The following is a 19,706-nucleotide window of genomic DNA, read 5'->3' as shown; positions in this document are numbered from 1 at the left end:
GAAGTCAGGAGGATAGGGTTGCGGGATCGAAGAGGGAGGCGAGCGCTTCGTCCGGAAGCGGGCGGACAAATTCAAGGAAGCTTTCGCTACCATCGCGGCGATCAAGGTAGTTCCCGACGACCTCTTCAACGAGCGCATTCACCTTGGCGTGGGGGACAGGACCGCACAGGGCCCTGCCGACGCCTTTTTCATGGTCGCTTCCGCCGCCGACAACAACATAATAGCCCTCGCCACCATCCGGCATCGTGGTACCGACGAGGCCAATGTCGCCGATATAATGCTGCGCGCAGGAGTTGGGGCAGCCTGTCAGGTGGATATTGATCGGCCGATCGAGCGTGAACCGGCCTTCTAGATGGCGCACCAAATCGAGACCATTTTCCTTGGTAAAGGCAAGCGCAAGCTTGCAACCCGCCTTGCCCGTGCAGGCAACAGCCCCGGCGGAAAAGGCGGTCGCTGAAACCCCCATTCCGTGATCGGTCAGGTCTTTCGTGACGTCCTGCCGAACGGCGTCGGGAAGGTGCGGTATCAAAACATTCTGCCAAACCGTCAGGCGAAGATCGTTACGGCCGTGCATCATCGCTATCCGGCCCAGTGTGCGCATCTGGTCCGGGATGAGCCGGCCCATTTCGAGCGAAACCCCAACGTAGCTGGTGCCGTGTTCAGACTGGGGATGGAAGCCGATATGACCGTGCCGGTCCACGGGCGGTCTTGGTGCGTCATGATCGGTTGGGCAGGCGATCAGTTGAAATCCCGCTTCGAGGTCTTGAAGTTTTTCCTGGGTTCGGTCGATGAACCAGTCAACACCCTGCTTATCCAGAAGGTATTTGAGCCGAGCCCGTTTGCGGTTGGTTCGGTCCGCATGTTCAACGAAAACCCAAAGCATGGCGAAACCAGCCATCACCGTCTGCTCAGGGGTGCAGATCATGCCGGTCTCGCGCGTCAGATCTTTGTGCCCGGAAATCCCTCCAAGTCCGATGCGGCAATAGATACCTGGGTCGACCGGCGCGCCGTCCTCAAGTCTGACCGACTGAAAGGCAATATCGTTGGTATCGCTGGCAGCCGAAATCCTGCCGCCATTATCGAAGGAGATGTTGAACTTACGCGGCAAGGCCCTCAGCTCACGCGTGTTCAAAACCAAATTCGACAGACGGATCGTGTGCGGTGAAAGGTCGACAAGCTCGGTCGCGTCAAAACCTGCCGTCGGAGAGCTCGTCATGTTGCGCGCCGAGTCTGCGCCCGACCCCTGACACGACAAGCCTGCGCGGGTCAGGGCATCCATCACGTTGAGAACGTTTCTCGGTTCAATTTCCCTGATTTGAATATTGCCGCGTGTCGTCACATGCGCATAACCGCCGCCATAGGTCTCGGCGATCTCTGCCAGCGACTGCATTTGGTCGCCCCGCAACTGGCAGGCCGGGATACGCAGCCGCACCATGTAACCGGGGCTTGTCGGCTCAACGTTGAAAAAGCCCAAATGCCTCAGAAGGAACTGATCAAGACCGGTCGCAATCTCGTTGCGCTCGGTCCAGCGCATCAGTCGGTCCCAGATATCGAGCGGGTGTTGCTGGTATTTTCTCAGCTCTTCCTTGCATAGATCCTCGATAGGGGTGCCGTAGACAGTTTCCTGTGATGCGTCGCCCGAGGTCTGTGCGCTCGCGGAAGTATTGAGCTCAAGTTTCGCAAGCGCCGACATCAAGCAAGAAATTTGCTCGTCAGTGAAGCCTTTGGTCTTTTCATAAGCGCCGTGCATAGGCCAATCCGTCTCAAGTGCCGCAGTTTGGGGGGAGTGCGGGGTAGAACGCTGAACGCCTGTTGGACGTTGCTCGCGTGGGAACTTCAGGACATGTCGATCTTAAGCTGATCCTCTCTTCGTGGGGAGCGAAGCTTTCGGGTGTGCCGGACGGCGGCTGCCTTGCAAGCAACGTGCCGGACGTGGTGCATGCTCAAGCCAACCCGCTTGTGGGGAGTATTCATGCCCATCAGGGTGCAGTGCGTAAAGACCGGCTATGTGTCGATTTTGTCGCGATACGCCGTGAAGTCAGCATTTGCTCGGCTCGGCAGAGTGCTTACCATCGTTTCCAGTAAGCTTAACTACCCGATGGTACCAAGATGAGGACGTTTCCGCCGCAGCGTATTGTGTGCTTGACCGAGGAAACGGTCGAGACTTTGTATCTGTTAGGGGCTGAAGATCTGATCGTCGGTGTGTCGGGATACGCGGTGCGGCCTGCTCGCGTTCGCCGCGAAAAACCCCGTGTATCGGCCTTCACCTCGGCCGATATTCCCAAGATCGTTCAGCTTGAGCCCGATCTCGTGCTCACATTTTCCGATTTGCAGGCAGGCATCGCGGCGGAACTTCTCAAGGCTGGCATCACGGTCATGGGCTACAACCAGCGCGATGTCGCGGGCATTCTTGCGATGATCCGTCATCTGGGCGCGACCGTGGGCAAGGCGGAAGCTGCTGAAGAGCTCGCCGCCGGGCATGAGACGCGGCTGGCGAGAATTGCGGAAGAGACTGCGGGCAAGGCTCGCCCGACCGTCTACTTCGAGGAATGGGACGATCCCATGATCTCGGGTATTAAATGGGTGTCCGAACTCATCGAGGTTGCGGGAGGAACGGACGCATTTCCGGCCCTTGCGGGCGAACCAGCTGCGCCCGACAGGATTGTGACGTCCGATCAGGTAATCGAGGCCGCCCCCGATATCATCCTCGCGTCTTGGTGCGGCAAGAAGGTGCGGACCGAGAAGATCGCCTCAAGGCCTCGTTGGGACGCTCTACCGGCCGTGCGCGATGGCCGGATCGTCGAGATCAAGTCTCCACTCATCCTCCAGCCTGGTCCCGCCGCTCTCACCGACGGTCTGGATGCCATTCGGCGCGCAATCCAAGTCGCTGAAGACTGAAACCAGCCCGCAAAACCGGTCCTTGAACGATAAAGCTGCGGGCTACAAAGGTTTTCGCAAGTGGGCCGAAGGGGTTGATTTGGGCAATCGTCTCGCAGCCGGAAAACGGTGACAATTGTCAAAAATAATTTACATTGCGCTATGTCAATTTAATTTGACAGTAGTCGGGATACTGCATTGCACAACCTGCTGAGGCGTAACAATGCGGATTCTTTTCGTTCACCCAAACTATCACTCGGGCGGCGCCGAGATCGCCGGGTCCTGGTCGCCCGCATGGGTCGCTTACTTGACCGGACATTTGCGCCAGGCCGGCTTCGACGACATCCACTTTATCGACGCCATGACCGACAATGTGTCGGACGAAGAGTTGGCTGTTCAGATTGGCCAGCTGCAGCCCGATGCGGTTGGTGTCACAGCCATCACACCGTCCATATATGCGGCGGAGAACACACTGAAAATAGCGCAGGACGTTGCGCCGAACGCCGTGCGGGTGCTTGGCGGCGTGCATGCGACCTTCATGTTCAAGCAGGTCTTCAGTGAAGCGCCATGGGTCGACGTTGTCGTTCGCGGTGAGGGCGAAGAGATATGCACCGCACTGATGACGGCCATTCGAGATCGCAGGTGGCCCCAGGACAGACATAAGATCCACGGGATTGCCTTCGTTGATGGTGACGAGATCGTGTCGACGCCCGCCGCGAGCACGGTCAAGGATCTGTCAAAGATCAAGCCCGACTGGTCGATCATCGAGTGGGAGAAGTACATCTACATCCCGCTCAACACCCGCGTTGCGATCCCGAACCTTGCGCGCGGATGCCCTTTTACCTGCTCGTTCTGTTCGCAGTGGAAATTCTGGCGCGACTATCGCGTGCGCGATCCCAAGGACGTTGTCGATGAGATTGAGGATCTCGTCGAAAACCATGGTGTGGGGTTCTTCATCCTCGCGGACGAAGAACCGAGCATCAACAAGAAGAAATTCGTCCAGTTTTGTCAGGAGCTGATCGACCGCGATCTTCCTCGGCGCGTGAAATGGGGCATCAACACCCGGGTTACCGATGTCTACCGGGATCGTGATCTGCTGAAATTCTATCGCGAGGCCGGGTTGGTGCACGTCAGCCTCGGGACAGAGGCTGCGGCGCAGATGAAGCTCGATCAGTTCAACAAGGAAACCAAGGTCGAGGAAAACAAGACGGCCATTCGCTTGCTGCGCGAAGCGGATATCTTCGTCGAAGCGCAGTTTATTGTCGGCCTCGACAACGAGACAGCTGAAACGCTGGAAGAAACCTATCGGATGGCGTGGGACTGGCAGCCTGATCTGGCGAACTGGTCGATGTACACGCCCTGGCCGTTCACACCGCTCTACCAGGAACTGAAAGACCAGGTGCAGGTCTTCGATTTCTCCAAGTACAATTTCGTCACCCCGATCATGAAGCCGAAGGCGATGGATCGCGGCGAACTGCTCGATCGGGTGATGAACAATTACCGGCGCTTTTACATGCAGAAGGCGCTGTTTCATTATCCCTGGCGTGGCACCGGCTTCCGTCGGCGCTACCTGTTGGGCTGCCTTTGGGCGTTCCTGCGTGCTGGCTTCCAGCGCACGTTTTATGACCTCGGCAAGGCCGGCTACTGGGGGCCACAGACCAAGAAAACGGTCGACTTCCACTTTGATGAGACACGCCAGATCGCCGAAGCGCAACTTGACGATTGGGAAGCGGCCGCCGACCGCGCCGCCCAGGCAGCCGAGCGCCGCGAGGCAGTCAAGAAACAGATGCAGGAGCGGTCCGCTGCTCGCCGCGTCAAGACAGGTGCGACAGCTTCAAGCAGTGGATCGGGCCGCAAGACCTTGATCGATACCAGCGTGAGAGCCTGTGGCGGCAGCGACCAACAGTTGCCGGAAGACTATGTCGAACCAGCCGAGTAGCGGCGCCGTGCAGCTATCGTCTGCCATCCAAGGCGGTTTCGTTGGACCGAATGCCATCATTCAGGTCGCGCACGCGGTCAACGAAAGCTTAGGGCCTCGGTGCCTGCGGCGGATGCTCAAGCATGCACATGTCACCAACCCGCTTCTTGCGCCTCCCGAAGGAATGATCGACCAAGGCTCGGCGCTGGCCTTGATGCGCACGGTCCGGTCCGAGCTTCCTGCCGAGCAAGCGCATCTCATTGCCTATGACGCCGGGCGACGGACAGCAGACTACCTGCTTGAAAACCGGATCCCGCGTTTCGCTAAGGCCATATTGGCGGGCAGCCCGGAGCGTTTGGCGACGTGGCTGCTCCTCAAAGCCATTCAACGCAATGCGTGGACGTTTGCGGGCTCTGGTACCTGCACCATCCAAGGTCCGCCAACTTCCCGGATTTCCATTGAAAACAATCCTTTGGCGATGCCGGGTTGCGTCTGGCATGTGGCTGTCTTTGACCGACTGTTCCAGTGCTTGGTAAACTCTGACATAGGATTTGCGCACACCTCCTGCTGCTGTGCAGGTGCCAAATCCTGCGTTTTCGAACTCCGGCATGGGTTGAGCTCGGGAAGCGCTAGCGCATGAGTAGACTTGCCGAAAAATATGCCGGTCGCGCGGTCCCTCGCTATACCAGCTACCCCACAGCCCCCCACTTCAACGACACTGTCGATGCTGCCGACTACACGCACTGGCTCGCCTCGCTTGATCGGGATGAGCCGGTCTCGCTGTATCTTCACGTGCCCTTCTGTCGCGAGCTCTGCTGGTACTGCGGGTGCAACATGAAGCTTGCCAAGCGCGATGAACCCATCGCGCAGTACGCAGCCATGCTCCGGCGCGAGATCGTTCTTCTCGCACAACACTTGCCCGGACGGATGCGGGTTTCGCACATCCACTGGGGCGGCGGCACGCCGACGGCGATGGCGCCAGGCGACCTAATGCGAACCATGCAAACAGTGCGCGATCACTTCGACCTTGTTACGGATGCGGAACTGGCTATCGAAAGCGACCCGCGTACCCTGACCAGGGAAATGGCCGACATGATCGGGCGGCTTGGCTTCACCCGGGCCAGTTTCGGGGTACAGGAGTTTGACCCGCAGGTGCAGCTCGCGATCAACCGCGTTCAACCGCCCGACATGGTTGCACGCTCGGTCGATGGGCTGAGAGCCGTCGGCGTCGACGCCATAAACTTCGATCTGATTTATGGGCTACCGTTTCAGACGACCGAAAAACTGCTCGAAACCGTCCGTCTTTCCGTTGAGATGCGACCCGACCGGATCGCGCTTTTCGGCTACGCACACGTGCCATGGGCGGCCAAAAAACAAAGGCTGATTGATGAAACGGCGCTGCCGGGAGCATCGGAACGCCTTGAGCAAGCTCAGGAGGCGGCTCGGGCCCTGGTCGATGCTGGCTATGTCGCCATCGGTCTCGATCACTTCGCTCGGCCGGGTGACGAGATGGTACGTGCTGCGGCCAAGGGCAGCTTGCGACGCAATTTCCAGGGTTACACAACCGATCGTGCCGATAGCCTATTGGGCCTTGGCGCGACATCTATCGGTAAGACCGCTGGCGGCTTTTGCCAGAACATCGCTGAGACTGGCGCGTGGTCGCGCAGCGTGGAAGCGGGCCGCTTGCCGGTCGGTCGGGGATATGCGTTCAAGAATGACGACCGTTTGCGGGCTGAGGTTATCGAGCAGCTCATGTGCCAGCACCATGTCGATCTCGACCTAGCCGCGCAGCGGCATGGTGCCCCCAAGCACTGGTATTTCGATGCTTTGCCGAGCTTGGCCGAGTTTGACGATGACGGTTTGATCACGATGGATGCCGGGCGCATGCGCGTCACGCAGCGCGGCGAGCAGTACATCAGAGTGATCGCATCAGCTTTCGACAGCTATCTGACGCACAACCAAACAAGACATGCGGTTGCCGTTTAGCTTCGCTGCACGGTGACGCTCAATTGGGTCCATGTGGCAAGATCGGTTGGGCGGTTCGAACGCGTTCCGCTTCGTTCAGGGCACCTGCAAGCGAGGACACCAGCCGATCTGCGCCCAGAGCCTCGGCGCGCTCGGGCTCCGCGGAAACAAGTGTCCCGCCCAGTAGGATGTTTGCACCGGGCTGGATAGACCGGGCCTCGGCCACGAAACGGGCAACATCGTTCCGCTGGTCTGCTTGACTGCATGTCAAGCCAACGATCAGCACCTTCTTGGTCGCGACTACATGAAGTGCGCGGTCGATGTCTTCACCAAGGCGAAGCTCAACCGACCAACCGTGCTGCCTGAACGCCTCAGCAGCCAGAACGATACCAAGCGTATGTGCCTGTCCATCCAGGGTGACAAACAGTGCGTTCCCTTGCGCACCAAATGACGCCAAAGCGCTGTGAACGCTCATGCGGGTGGCAAGATGAAAGAGGGTAGAGACACCGATTGATACCTCGGTAAACGAGATTTCGTCATGATCCCACATTCGGCCTAAGCGGCGCGACGCCTCGGCAATCAGCTCCTCGGCGAGTGCCTCGAAACTCTCATAGCGTGAACTCAGCTCCCGCACGGTCGCTTCGGCTGCAATGAGATCACCGTCCACAAGGCGCTCGCAGAAGATCGAAAGCTGCGTCTCCGCGTCCGACTGCACAAGCCACGGCCCTCCGACCGCCCGGACGGCGGCGACACGTTCAAGCGCAGCTCTTGCTAAACCCTCAATTGGATCGGACATGATTGTGTAAGGCGAGCGATATCGCTCAGCCATGCCTCCCTAGCTCCCGCAAAGCCTGTGTGAACACCCCCCGGCCCGTTACATGGCAAGGCCGACGAACGCGTTCGAACCGTCATGATTAGTGGACACTAATATACGTACATTTCGTCAAACGCTTCAAGCGAAACCGGTATGAGACCGGGTTCTTGCGTAAGCTAAATTACGGATAGGTGTTCCATGACATGGCCGGTGTTCAATTATTGGACGTCCAACGATGAGTGCTCGAATCGTCATCACTTTGTCTTGCTGCGATGCAAAACTGTGCAGATGACGGCGCAAATATGGACAGCTAAACCCCTCAATTCACGTGAAAATGCGGATTTTGCATTGCGAAACGACTTCCCAAGATCGCGTCAGTGTTCCTGACGTAAACGATTTGTCTGCGCCGAATTCACATCTTCGGGCCGCGTTCGCCGGCTCCAATCACCTCGTCTGATCATCGCATGCCAATTCGAAAGGCTTCCCGATGAATGTTCGTGTCGATCACAGCAGCGTCTCCAAACAAATGCTCTCCCCCCAAGCGCAACGTAATGACCGCCCTCTGCGCCAGATGTGGGCATCGTCAACCGCAGGAACGTCGCCGATATCGACGGTATCCATGATAGCAGACTGGGCGATGCATCTTGCGTGCTCTCCGGACAAGCAGGTGTCACTGTTCGAGAAAGGTATGCGCAACTGGTCGTCTTGGTGGTCCTTTGTCGCGAAGGGCTGCCCAGCGGCAACCGACCAACAAGCCATTCAACCGCAACGGGGTGATCGGCGCTTCAATCACCCCGGCTGGCAACAACCGGCCTATGCGGCGCTGTCTCAAGCTTTTCTCCTTGCCGAAGATTTCGCCGATCATGCGACGTCCGATGTTCCAGGATTGAGCGCTGACCATGATCGGGCGATGACATTTCTTGCGCGACAAATCATGGATGCGTTTTCGCCGTCCAACTTTCTTGCCAGCAGCCCCGAAGTCATTGAGCGAACGGTCGACGAATACGGGATGAACCTTTTGCGGGGCGTCGAGGCCTTCGCCAAGGATGTCCGAGAGCCGGCGCAGGAGCGGGGGGCCGCGCCACCCAAGAAACTGGGCCAAGACATCGCGGCGACACCCGGTAAAGTCGTCTACCGCAATCACCTCATCGAGCTGATCCAGTATGAGGCTGCCTCCAAAAGCGTCCACGCGCAGCCGGTCCTGATCACGCCAGCCTGGATCATGAAATATTACATTCTTGATCTCAGCGCCGAGAACTCGCTGGTGCAGTTTCTGACGAAGCAAGGCTTCACGGTCTTTATGATCTCATGGCGCAACCCAGGCGCCGCAGACGCTGATCTTGGGATGGCCGAATACCTGTCCTCCGGCCCGATAGCGGCCCTCGACTATATCGAGCAGGCATTGGGTGTCTCAAAAGTCCATACCGTCGGCTACTGCCTGGGCGGGACGTTGCTGGCAATCGCCGCCGCAAAGATGGCGCGCGATGGAGATGACCGGCTGGCCAGCATGACGCTGCTCGCGGCCCAGACGGACTTCAGCGAGGCCGGCGAGTTGATGCTCTTTATCAACGAAAGCCAGGTTTCCTTCCTCGAAGACAAAATGGCGGCACAAGGCTACCTCGATTCCCAACAGATGATGGGAGCGTTTCAGTTTCTTCGTTCCAACGATCTGATCTGGTCGAAGCTGATCCGCGCGTATCTTTTGGGCGAGGACCCGCGCCCCATGAACGATTTGATGCAGTGGAACGCCGACGGCACGCGGATGCCGGCAAAAATGCACGCCCAGTATTTGCGTCAGCTGTTTCTCAACAACGATCTGGCTGCCGGTCGGTACAAGGTGGATGGCCACGCCGTTTCGCTGCGCGATATTCGGGTACCGATTTTCGGGGTGGGGACGGAAACCGATCACATCGCCCCGTGGACTTCGGTCTTTAAAATTCACAACCTGGCCCACTCAGATATCACCTTCGTGTTGACCAATGGCGGGCACAATGCCGGGGTTATTTCCGAACCGGGCCACCGCCGCCGACACTACCGAATGCACACCGTCCGCGAGAAGGATCGCGGACTGTCCAGCGAGGATTGGCTCATCAGAGCCGCGGCGTCCGAAGGGAGTTGGTGGCCGGCTTGGACAACATGGCTTGCCAAAAACTCAACCGGTAAAACAGCGCCGCCCGATCTGCCAAAGGGTCTGTGCGACGCGCCTGGAACCTATGTTTTGATGGAGTGACTGATGGGACAGCTTTCAGCGGGACTGGTATCGAATTTTCTAGAAGGAAAGAGGGGCCTCGTGGTCGGGGTGGCCAATGAACACTCCATCGCCGCGGGCTGTGCCCGGGCTTTCCATGCTGGCGGTGCAGAAGTCGCGCTGACCTATCAAAACGAAAAAGCGAGGCGTTTTGTCGAGCCGGTTGCCGCCGACATTGAGGCGCCTTTGTTTCTACCGCTGGATGTAACCCAACCCGAGCAGATGGATAATGTATTCAGGGCGATTGGAGAGCAGTGGGGCCGGCTCGACTTCCTGCTGCATTCGATTGCTTTCTGTCCCAAAGACGATTTGCACGGGCGCGTGACGGATTGCTCGAAAGAGGGCTTTGCGCTGGCCATGGATATCTCGGTGCATTCTCTCATTCGGCTGGCCAAAGCGGCGGAACCGCTCATGACCGACGGCGGCACAATTCTGACCATGAGCTATCATGGCGCGGAAAAGGTCGTCGACCATTACAATATCATGGGGCCGGTGAAGGCGGCGTTGGAATCGACCGTCCGCTATCTGTCCGTTGAGCTTGGCGACCGGAACATCCGCGTCAACTCGATCTCCCCCGGGCCGCTCGCGACCCGTGCCGCTTCGGGGATCGATCATTTTGACGAACTCATCGAAGACGCCAAGGCCCGGGCACCGCTTCACAGGATCACAACCGTTGAAGAGGTCGGTGCCATGGCCAGCTGCCTTGTCGCCGACTTTGCCCGCTCCGTGAGCGGGAACACCGCTTACATCGACGGGGGCCATCACATTGTCTGAGCATGACACCTCAATCGGTTACATCGAGAACCGCACGATCGATGAAATAGAGATCGGTGACAGTGCGGAGCTGGTTCGCACGCTGACCGCCAAAGACATCGACGCCTTTGCAACTGTGTCGGGCGATATCAATCCCGCCCATGTTGACCCCGAATTCGCCGAGGAGAGCATCTTTCACAAGGTGATCGCACATGGCATGTGGGGCGGAGCGCTGATCTCAAATGTCCTTGGCATGCAACTGCCCGGGCCTGGAACGATCTATCTGGATCAGACGCTCAAGTTCCTCAAGCCTGTCGGTATTGGCGATACCGTGACGGTCCGGGTCACGGTTGCCGAAAAGAACAGCGAAAAGCAGCGTGTTGTGCTCGATTGCACGTGCGTGAACGACGCGGGCAAAACTGTGATTACCGGCCAGGCCACCGTGCTTGCGCCTGCCAAGAAGATCCGTCGCCCGCGTGTTGTCATGCCGGAGCTCCTGCTGCGCCGCCATGGGGCGGTGCTTGAAGACCTGCTATCCAAGGCAAAGAGTATTCCGCCTCTACCCACGGCGATCGTTCACCCCTGTGACGCCACAGCGCTCGAAGGTGCTTTGGAAGCGCGCGACTTGAATTTGATCGACCCCATTCTCATTGGCCCGCGCGCTCGTATTGCAAGCGTCGCCGAAGAACTCGACGTCTCGCTTGACGGCTTGGCGTTGATCGATACGCCGCACAGCCATGCCTCGGCAAAGATCGGCGTCAGCATCGTGCGTGAGGGGAAAGCGCACGCCCTCATGAAGGGTGCGCTCCACACCGACGAAATCATGGAGGCGGTGGTCGATCCTGCAACCGGCCTGCGTTCGGGCCGCCGCATGAGCCATGTCTATGTGATGGACGTGCCGGCTTACGCCAAACCGCTGATCATTACCGACGCGGCGATCAACATTTCCCCCGATCTCAAAACAAAGGTCGATATCGTCCAGAACGCTATCGATCTGGGCATCGCGCTCGGGATCGAAGCGCCGAAAGTTGCGCTACTGTCAGCTGTGGAGACGGTCACAACCCGCATGCCGTCGACGGTTGAGGCCGCAGCGCTGTGCAAGATGGCCGATCGTGGTCAAATTACAGGCGGTGTTCTCGATGGGCCACTGGCTTTGGATAATGCTGTGTCCATGAAGGCGGTGGCCAGTAAAGGCATAGCGTCACCCGTCGCCGGGCAAGCTGACATTTTGGTCGTCCCGAACGTCGAGGCTGGGAATATGCTGGCCAAGGAGCTGATGCACTTGGCAGGCGCGGAAGCGGCAGGCATCGTTTTGGGCGCGCAGGTGCCGATCATTCTGACGAGCCGCTCTGATGATAGCCAAACCCGCATTGCGTCGGCGGCAATTGCCGCGCTTCTCAGCGGGGCAAAACACCAGCCGGATGCCATGTAGCCGCGCCCGCAAACCCATCGCCAAAAGGCGCCCGAGCGCAGGCTCTGACGTACCGTATCATAACTGTCCTTCGATCGCTTCGAGGATGCGAAACCTCAACCGTCCAGTGCCACCGGGAAGCGCGATGACGAACCGCACCATCCCGTGTGTGCGGGTCTGGGCATACCCCGCCAGCGTGCTGACATCGTCGAGCGTGCCAGTCTTGTAGCGCGAGCCCCCGCCGGAGGTCTCCATGAGCCCCGCATAGGGCGCAAACGAAACGAGCAGACCCGCAAGTCCTTGTGCTGTGATCCGGTTCTGTCGGCTTAGTCCAGAACCCTCGACCATTGTGGCCGTGCCGCTCAGCCCACGCGCGTTCAGCAGTGCGCTCAGCGCAGCCTGCGAGCTCTGAAGGCTCACGGGCCCGCCAGTTGTGTGCGCTCCCACCTGCAGAAAGATCTGGTTGGCGATGTAATTGTTTGAATACAGCAGCATGCTGCGGACAATGTCCGACAGCGAGCGGGACTGGCGGTGCGTGTAAACCGGTACCAAACCGCCGCTTACCGGACCGATCGTAATGGCACCCTGCACATCGCCGCCTGCTTGTCTGATGAATGCTGCAATGAGTTCACCTGCGTATAGAGCGCTCAAGGACGGGTCTTGCTGCGCCAGGCTGATGCGCGACTGCCCCTGAGCTGCCCGCTGACGGAACTGGCGTATGGCGATTGGCGTGATCGGCGTCTGACGTTCTGCGGAGCGCACCTCGTCGCCGTTTCGGACCGCGTGGATTGTGTTGAAGTTGACCGCAAGCGCGGAGTTCAGAGCGTTATAGGCTTCGCTGTCGCTCGTCACACCGGGGATCGAGAGACTTTCGGGATACAGGCTCGTATCGAGCACCATGGCGCTGAAAGGCTCCGCGCCCGCCGCATTCACCAGCCCTCGCCCCAGCACTGCGAGCTCTTCGGATACAAGAAACGGATCACCACCGCCGCGGACGTACAAAACGCGGTTGGCATCAACATAGAAGCGGGTCTCAAAGCGGTAGTCGCCTCCTAAAACCTCCATCGCCAGCCAAGCCGTTACGATCTTGGCGACCGATGCCGGTACGAAGGGTTGATTGCTGTTATGAGAGACCAGAACCGCGCCGCTTTCGCTGACAACATGGACCAGCCCATTTGGCGCCAGATCGCGAACCGTTTCCCCGACATCGGCCCGAGCTGGCAAGGTTGCAAAACCCACAATCAGCGCAAGAAAGATAGCCCGAAGCACTTTTGGGATCCTCAGTAAATCGCAAGCGTGAAACTAGAGCGAAACCGAACAAATGTGCGAGGGGCGAGGGACCGTTTGCTTGTGGACGTTGTTCGGCAATGTGTGCATGCGGTTTACCGAGATGCTGGTGTTCGTTTGCATTGTCCGTCTGTGTAACGGCACCGGTATTTGGGGCTTTACCGAGCTACTCCGCAGCCGAGCGCGCATCGGCCGCGGTGCCGTAAACGGGCAGATCGGCGGTGCTTTTGCCATGTGCGGCCAACAATGTGTCCCGAACGAAGGCGATGTGCGCGGTCTCCTCGATGATCTCCGCCAGATATTGCGCGGCCATCAGCGTCTTGCCCACGCCAATCGTGCCGTGGTTGGCAAGCACAGCCGCTCGCACGGACGGATCACGAAACACCGGCGAAATCTCCACATCGGTTTGCGGTCCGCCGTTTTCCGACAATGGGATCAACGGCATCCGCCCGATCTTCTCGATTGTTTGAACCGTTAGGCAGGGGATTTCGATGCCCGCTGATGCGTAGCCGGTCGCCCAAGGCGAATGGCAATGCACAATCGCGTTGATATCGGGCCGAATGCGGTAAAGATCGGCATGAAAGTCGAGATCTTTGGAGGGTTTGAACGGCGATGGCTCGATGTGCCCATCGAGGTACGCAACTTGCAGATTGTCCCGCGAACATTCGGCAAATCCGACGCCCGAGGGCTTGATGACAATCGCATCAGTCGACGCAAGCCGAACCGAGAGATTGCCTCCAGCGTTGGTCTGCAGGCCGCGTTCGAAGCAGCGCCGCGCGGTTGCAATCAGCGCGTCCTTCTTGGCTTCCAGTTCTGCAGGATCAGGCGCTTGCCGAGACATGAAGTTCTCCGTTTCGGGCGGTGATATGGGGATGCAGCGCATCCATGATCGCCGCGGTCGTGCCCTTGTCGTTGATGTGATGATCAACCGTCTTAAGCGTGATACCCCGGCGCAAACTGTCTTGAAGGACACGCAAGCACAATTCGCGCAGGTGTGGCGCTTCGATAGCGCCGCCCGGTCGGTCCTGATGCGAAAAACCGCCCATGGGCACAAGAACCGTAACCGGCGCAGTTGAAGGGTTCAGGGCCTCTGCGAGCTTCGCGGTGACCCGCACCATCTCGTCCTCTGTGACCTCAACATGCGTAAAAAGGCCGGAATGTGCGTAATGGGGACGCGCCCGATAGTGTTCGGGAATGAGCGCCAACTCGCCCAGTCCGATGAAGTTCAACCCACCGGGCAGCACGATCTGCGGCACCTGGCTGTCGCGGGCCGCGGTAAATCTGTCGGGCATCTCAACATTGGCGCCTGCGATGTGCAGGCGTGTGAGCTCGTGAACGGTCATATCCACAACCGTGTGGAACGTGCCGCATCGCGCGAAGCGCGCATAAGCAGCGCCGCCGAAGCCATTGGCATGAAAGACGGTGGTTTCTTCGCCCTGCTTGTTGAGTGCGGCGACCAACGCGTCGGCGCAGCCGCCCGTTGCCCCCAAGGCTGTAATCCCCACCGATGGCTCGTCGGATACATGCGGAAGGCGTGTGGCGCTGTTGCACAGGCCCGCAAGCATGGCCGCCGCGTTCTGCAACACCTGCCGAAGTGCCTGGTTCAGCCCGCATACGTCGGCAAGCGTTGGGACGACGGTAATCGCATTGTCCGCTAACGCATAACGCGGGTCGAACGGCAAGGTCGTCACCAGCATCTTCGGGAAGGCGAAGGGCATGGAGCGCATCACCTCAAGCGCGATCTCACCGCCCGTTCCCCCGCCGATTGAAACCGCAGCGGCAGCGCCGGAATCGATGGCTTCTCGAGCCAGGAGCGACGCGTCACGAGCGACCTGGGCCATGCCTTCGAGCTTCCGGTCCCCCGACCAGATTTCGCCATGCGCGTTCAACGACAAATCGAGCACATGACAGTGCACGTCATGCCGGGCGATTGCCTCGGTGAAATAGGCAATCGCCTCGTGCTTGGTCTCCATCGTTGCAAGCAGAAGGACTGAGCAGCCCATCGGTTCGCTTATCCCTTCACAGCCCCAGCCGTCATCCCGGTTATGATCTGACGAGACGCGAAAAATGTGAAGAGGATCGGCGGGATGGCAAGCAGCATACCCGTCGCCATGATGACCCCCCAGTCGATGTTGAACTCCGTTATCGAGTTCACAATCGTCACCGGAACCGTCCGGGAGTTGCGGTCGGACAGCGCGTTGGCGAGCAGGAATTCGTTCCACGCGACCCGGAAGGTGAAAATCGCAGCTGCTGCCAGACCGGGCTGGATCAACGGCAGAACAACAAGGAAAAACACCCGGAACGGCCCTGCGCCATCGATGCGGGCGGCTTCTTCGAGCTGGATCGGCACCTGCACGATGAAGCTTTGCAAGATCCAGATGACGAACGGCAAATTCATCGCCACATAAACGAGAATGATCCCCGATCGGGTTCCGCCAAGGCCGAACTGCTCGTTCCAGATGCCGAACACAGGGACAAGCAGAACCGCAGGCGGTACCATGCGCATGATCAAGGTGGTCAGGCTCGCGCTGTCCCGCCCCATGAAGCGGAAGCGGACGATCGCATAGGCGGCCATGCAGCCGAGGATGAGCGTCAAGCCGGTTGAAACCAGCGAAATGATCAGCGAGTTGACGAGCGCACGCCCAAATGTCGGGTCGCACCGCCGCAAATGCTCGGGTTCGTAAGGCAGAAACTCGCACAGTGCCGTCTCATAGTTCTGCAGCGTTGGCATGAAGAACAGGCTGGCTGTCGGTGACGTGATGTCGACGTTCAGTTTGAACGAGTTCATCAGCATCAACGCGATCGGGCCCGCCGACATGAAGACCAGGCAAATCAGAAGAACATAGAAGCCGGGATGGGCCTTGTCGTCGTCGCGCACCGCCATCAGACCGCCTCCTCTTCGGCTTGTGCCGCCTTGGCTCCGGCAGCCTTGATCCGCGCGACGCGGGCGTCATTGAGCTTGGTGTAGATGAACATGATGGCCGTGATGATCATCAGGAGCATCAGCAGGTAGTTCGACATCGCCGCCGCTTCACCGAGCTGCCTGAACTCGGACGCCGTTCGCGATATTCGAAGGGCCAGAATTTCCGTCGATAGCCCCGGTCCGCCATTGGTCATCACCAGGATCACCTCCAGCACCTTAAATGCATCAATCAGGCGCAGCAGACAGGTGACGATCAGCACCGGCATCATCAGCGGCAGTTTGATATGAATGATCTGCTGCCAGCCGGTGGCACCATCAACCCGGGCCGCCTCCAACGCCGATGATGGCAGCGATTGCAGTGCCGCCAGCGCGAGGATGAAGATGAAGGGCGTCCACTGCCAGATGTCCGCGATGACAACGGAGGTGAATGCCCAGGTGGAATCCGACAGGAAGGGGATGGTCGGCAGCCCAAGATCGGACAACCAGCGATTAAACACACCCACCTGCGGGTGGTACATGTACCGCCACATCAGGCCGACAACGATCGGCGCGATCATCATGGGCAGAATGAAGATTGTGCGCAGGACGGACATTCCGCGCAGCTTCCGGTCCAGCAACAGAGCGAGCCCGACCCCGATGACCATTTCTATGGAAACGACCAGCGCTGCGAAGCGGATCGTGACCCAGAAGCTTTCCCAGAAACTGTCTGAGTTCCACAGATTGATGTAATTTCGAAGGCCGATGAAGTCGGCTTCGCCAATCCGTTGCGACGGATTCCAATCGAGGAAGCTGGCGTAGACCATGTACCCGATCGGGTACAAAAGCGCGATGACCATCACCGCCGCTGCCGGGGCGAGGAACATGTAGGGGGTCAGCCGATTTGCCGCCTGGATGTTCATGATGCTGTCGCGGATGCTCGTGTGTGAAGCGAAGAGGTGGCGGGCCCGAGGATCACAGGCCCGCCGCTCATGTCACGTCAGTTCCAGGTGTAGTACCCGGCCTCTTCCATGATGGCGCGCGCACGTTCGGCAACACCATCAAGGCCTTCCTGAATGTCGAGGTCCTCGGTCAGGATCTGCGACAATGTCGTGCCGAGGTCGGCGTTGATCTCACCCCATGTCGGGATGATCGGGCGCCAGTCGGGATCAGCGAACTGCAGTGCCTCACCGAACGTTGCCGAGTAGGGGAACCGCTCGTTAAGCTCAGGGTCCTGGTAGGTCGAGAACCTTGACGGGTTTCCGCCTTCCAAAGCGATCAAGCGGTCGATGCGCGGGCTGGTGAGCCACTGCATCAGCAGGAATGCTGCTTCGGGGTTGTTGGCGTTGCGCGGAATGGCGAGGCCGAACCCGCCGGTCTGCGAAGCGCGCTCGACGCCCATCGGGTGCATCGCCCAACCGACATTGCCGGCAACCGTCGAACGGGACGGATCCTCGAACGTTGACGCGAAGGCGATCGAGTCGAGGAACATGGCGTACTGCCCCTGGGCGAACGCCGCAGCCGCCTCGGACGGACCAAATGTGGTCGATCCTTCGATGCCGCAGTCGACGATTGTCTTGAGAGCTTCAGCAGCTTCGATGCCTTGCTCGTTGTTCACGATCGGCTGCCAGTTATCGTCGAAAACGCCGCCGCCGAGCGGGTTGAGGTGAAGCAGGTATGCGTGGCTGGCCTGGTGCCCAGATGCTGCGCGAGAGGCAAGTCCGCCCATACCGGGCTCAAGCTCTGGAATCAGGCAAGCCAGCTCAAGAAGCTCATCGTAGGTCTCGGGAACCTCGAGACCGTGCTTTTCAAAGATATCAGTCCGGTAGCCGAGGACGGAGGTTTCCGAGCCGAAAGGAATACCGAACAGTGAACCAGTCGGCCCCGGCAAATAGCCCTTTGTTCCGCCAGCAACGCCGATGTTCTGGACGTAGCCATCGATCAAATCGTCGGCATTGTAGCTTGGGTCGGCGAGAGCCGGGTCCATGAAGAAACGCGCCAGATTGTGCAGCTGATCGGCGAACACATAATCGGCTTTGGAGAACACGACATAAGCGATGAGATCGTAATCGCCCTCGTCCTGCGTCAGCTCCAGCGTTTGCCGCTCGCGCATGCGCAGATATTGCAGCTGATCGACCTCAACTTCGATGCCGGTCTCTTCGGTGAACAGTGGCAAGACGTTGAGCACAGCGTCATAGTGCGGGTGCGCGGGGAAGTTGACCACCAGCGTATCGCCCTCATACGGCTCATACGGGTTGGCGAGCGCTACCGCGCCAGCAAGTGCGGTCGACATAAATGCCGCCGTCATCGTTACTTTCAGTGCCTTCATAAATCCCTCCCAGGATGATTTGTGGGCGGCAAGGCCCGACGTGCGCGGCGGCTTAGAGCGCCGCTTCGGTTTGCGGATCAAACAGATGAATTTCATCCGCCTTGATCCGGAACGATCGCGTCTCGCCCGCTGGAACGGGCGCAGGCGTCGTAATCTCGAGTTGGATGGTCTGGCCGGCGATCTCGGTGATAAGCACCGACTGCGCACCGACATATTCCGACAGAATAATGGGCAGCGTAATCGCATCGTCTTCGTCGCTCTGGACAAATGACGAGGGCCTGACGCCCAGGTGCACCTTGCGGCTCGGTTGAGCGTTGAGTGCGCCTCTGCGCGCTTCATCGATCGGCAGTTTGAGGTCTTGGGCGATGGCGAACAGACTGCCACCCTCATCCACCAGCTCGACGTCTATGAAATTCATGGTGGGCGAGCCGATGAAGCCCGCCACAAAACGGTTTGCCGGACGGCGGTACAGTTCCTCCGGTGTACCGGCCTGCATGATCTCGCCTGCGCGCATCACAACGATCTTGTCGCCGAGCGTCATCGCCTCGATCTGATCATGCGTCACGTAGATCATGTTCTTCTGAACACGCTTGGACATCAGCCCAAGTTCCGCGCGCATCTGCCCGCGCAATTTCGCGTCGAGATTGGACAGGGGCTCATCGAACAGGAAGGTCGATGCATCGCGCACCAAGGCCCGTCCCATAGCAACCCGCTGCCGCTGGCCACCCGACAGCGCACCGGGCTTGCGGTCGAGGTAGTCGGTCAGCCCCAAGGTCGCGGCCACCTCCTTCACGCGTTTATCGATGTCCGCCTTCGGATAGCGCGCCAACCGCAGTGCAAACGACATGTTCTTGTGAACATTCATGTGCGGGTAAAGCGCGTAATCCTGAAAGACCATCGCAAGGTCGCGGTCTTTCGGATCAAGCCGTGTGACGTTTGTCTCGCCCATGCGGATCGCGCCATCCGAAACGGCCTCTAGTCCCGCAATCATGCGCAGAGTAGTTGACTTCCCGCAGCCGGACGGGCCGACCAGGACCGTGAACTCGCCATCCTCCATGGATAGGTTGAGTTCTTCGATCACCGTCACGGACCCATAGTCCTTGCGGAGATTTTCAAGGCGGATTTCAGGCATGCCGCTCTTCTTATTTTTGCAACTCGTCAATTCACACATAGTTTGTATACATTGGCAAGAAAAAAAGTACCTA

At 59.0% G+C, this 19,706-nt stretch carries 16 protein-coding genes; 7 read left to right on the top strand and 9 right to left on the bottom strand.

Translation table 11 applies throughout. The features are described from left to right. Window positions 1-4: 4 nt before the first annotated feature. A complete protein-coding gene (locus AAF739_15920) occupies window positions 5-1,750 on the bottom strand; it encodes a NirA family protein (protein ID MEM6384160.1) in 1,746 nt (581 codons plus the stop codon). 359 nt (window positions 1,751-2,109) lie between these two features. On the opposite strand from AAF739_15920, the gene AAF739_15915 reads away from it, so the two are divergent. The 4 genes from AAF739_15915 (at window position 2,110) to hemN (ending at window position 6,781) form a co-directional block, all read left to right on the top strand. Beyond that, complete coding sequence (locus tag AAF739_15915) at window positions 2,110-2,898, top strand: cobalamin-binding protein (GenBank protein MEM6384159.1); 789 nt, start codon at window positions 2,110-2,112, stop codon at window positions 2,896-2,898. Between the two features lie 202 nt (window positions 2,899-3,100). Further along, window positions 3,101-4,816 carry a magnesium-protoporphyrin IX monomethyl ester anaerobic oxidative cyclase gene (gene bchE / locus AAF739_15910; protein ID MEM6384158.1) on the top strand — a complete coding sequence of 572 codons (1,716 nt, stop codon included), beginning with the start codon at window positions 3,101-3,103 and terminating at the stop codon, window positions 4,814-4,816. Then, the gene (gene bchJ / locus AAF739_15905) at window positions 4,797-5,435 is read left to right on the top strand and encodes a bacteriochlorophyll 4-vinyl reductase (protein ID MEM6384157.1); all 639 of its coding nucleotides are present in this window, start codon (window positions 4,797-4,799) and stop codon (window positions 5,433-5,435) included. Before bchE ends, bchJ begins: the two co-directional genes overlap by 20 nt. Further along, window positions 5,432-6,781, top strand: a complete 1,350-nt coding sequence (gene hemN, locus AAF739_15900; GenBank protein ID MEM6384156.1) for an oxygen-independent coproporphyrinogen III oxidase — start codon at window positions 5,432-5,434, stop codon at window positions 6,779-6,781. The genes bchJ and hemN overlap by 4 nt, the downstream gene beginning before the upstream one ends. Before the next feature lie 19 nt (window positions 6,782-6,800). On the opposite strand, the gene AAF739_15895 is transcribed toward hemN, so the two are convergent. After that, the gene (locus AAF739_15895) at window positions 6,801-7,589 is read right to left on the bottom strand and encodes a cobalamin B12-binding domain-containing protein (protein ID MEM6384155.1); all 789 of its coding nucleotides are present in this window, start codon (window positions 7,587-7,589) and stop codon (window positions 6,801-6,803) included. Window positions 7,590-8,061: 472 nt separating this feature from the next. Here AAF739_15895 and AAF739_15890 point away from each other — a divergent pair, with 472 nt between their 5' ends. The 3 genes from AAF739_15890 to AAF739_15880 are packed head-to-tail and all read left to right on the top strand — an operon-like array spanning window position 8,062 to window position 12,007. Continuing rightward, entirely contained in the window at window positions 8,062-9,804 is a 1,743-nt protein-coding gene (locus AAF739_15890) for an alpha/beta fold hydrolase (protein MEM6384154.1), read from the top strand. A 3-nt stretch (window positions 9,805-9,807) separates the two neighbouring features. Further along, window positions 9,808-10,596: an enoyl-ACP reductase FabI gene (gene fabI, locus AAF739_15885; GenBank protein MEM6384153.1), complete on the top strand. Its 789-nt coding sequence runs from the start codon at window positions 9,808-9,810 to the stop codon at window positions 10,594-10,596. Beyond that, window positions 10,589-12,007: a bifunctional enoyl-CoA hydratase/phosphate acetyltransferase gene (locus AAF739_15880; GenBank protein ID MEM6384152.1), complete on the top strand. Its 1,419-nt coding sequence runs from the start codon at window positions 10,589-10,591 to the stop codon at window positions 12,005-12,007. Before fabI ends, AAF739_15880 begins: the two co-directional genes overlap by 8 nt. Window positions 12,008-12,064: 57 nt before the next feature. Here the strand turns inward: AAF739_15880 and AAF739_15875 are convergent, their stop codons facing one another. From AAF739_15875 to ugpC, 7 genes are all read right to left on the bottom strand, one after another. Continuing rightward, entirely contained in the window at window positions 12,065-13,255 is a 1,191-nt protein-coding gene (locus AAF739_15875; GenBank protein MEM6384151.1) for a D-alanyl-D-alanine carboxypeptidase, read from the bottom strand. 184 nt (window positions 13,256-13,439) lie between these two features. Further along, window positions 13,440-14,114, bottom strand: coding sequence for a class II aldolase/adducin family protein (locus tag AAF739_15870; protein MEM6384150.1), 675 nt, complete (start codon window positions 14,112-14,114; stop codon window positions 13,440-13,442). Beyond that, window positions 14,095-15,276 (bottom strand): Tm-1-like ATP-binding domain-containing protein, encoded by a 1,182-nt coding sequence (locus AAF739_15865; GenBank protein ID MEM6384149.1) that lies wholly within the window; start codon window positions 15,274-15,276, stop codon window positions 14,095-14,097. The genes AAF739_15870 and AAF739_15865 overlap by 20 nt, the downstream gene beginning before the upstream one ends. Before the next feature lie 8 nt (window positions 15,277-15,284). After that, entirely contained in the window at window positions 15,285-16,157 is an 873-nt protein-coding gene (locus AAF739_15860; protein ID MEM6384148.1) for a carbohydrate ABC transporter permease, read from the bottom strand. Continuing rightward, window positions 16,157-17,095, bottom strand: coding sequence for a sugar ABC transporter permease (locus AAF739_15855; protein MEM6384147.1), 939 nt, complete (start codon window positions 17,093-17,095; stop codon window positions 16,157-16,159). Before AAF739_15855 ends, AAF739_15860 begins: the two co-directional genes overlap by 1 nt. Before the next feature lie 77 nt (window positions 17,096-17,172). Then, window positions 17,173-18,480, bottom strand: coding sequence for an extracellular solute-binding protein (locus AAF739_15850; GenBank protein MEM6384146.1), 1,308 nt, complete (start codon window positions 18,478-18,480; stop codon window positions 17,173-17,175). 73 nt (window positions 18,481-18,553) lie between these two features. Then, window positions 18,554-19,633 (bottom strand): sn-glycerol-3-phosphate ABC transporter ATP-binding protein UgpC, encoded by a 1,080-nt coding sequence (gene ugpC / locus AAF739_15845; GenBank protein ID MEM6384145.1) that lies wholly within the window; start codon window positions 19,631-19,633, stop codon window positions 18,554-18,556. Window positions 19,634-19,706: the final 73 nt, after the last annotated feature.

The organism is Pseudomonadota bacterium, assembly GCA_039024915.1.
Classification (GTDB): domain Bacteria; phylum Pseudomonadota; class Alphaproteobacteria; order Rhizobiales; family MH13; genus MH13.
This window is presented reverse-complemented; position numbering and strand designations above follow the sequence as displayed.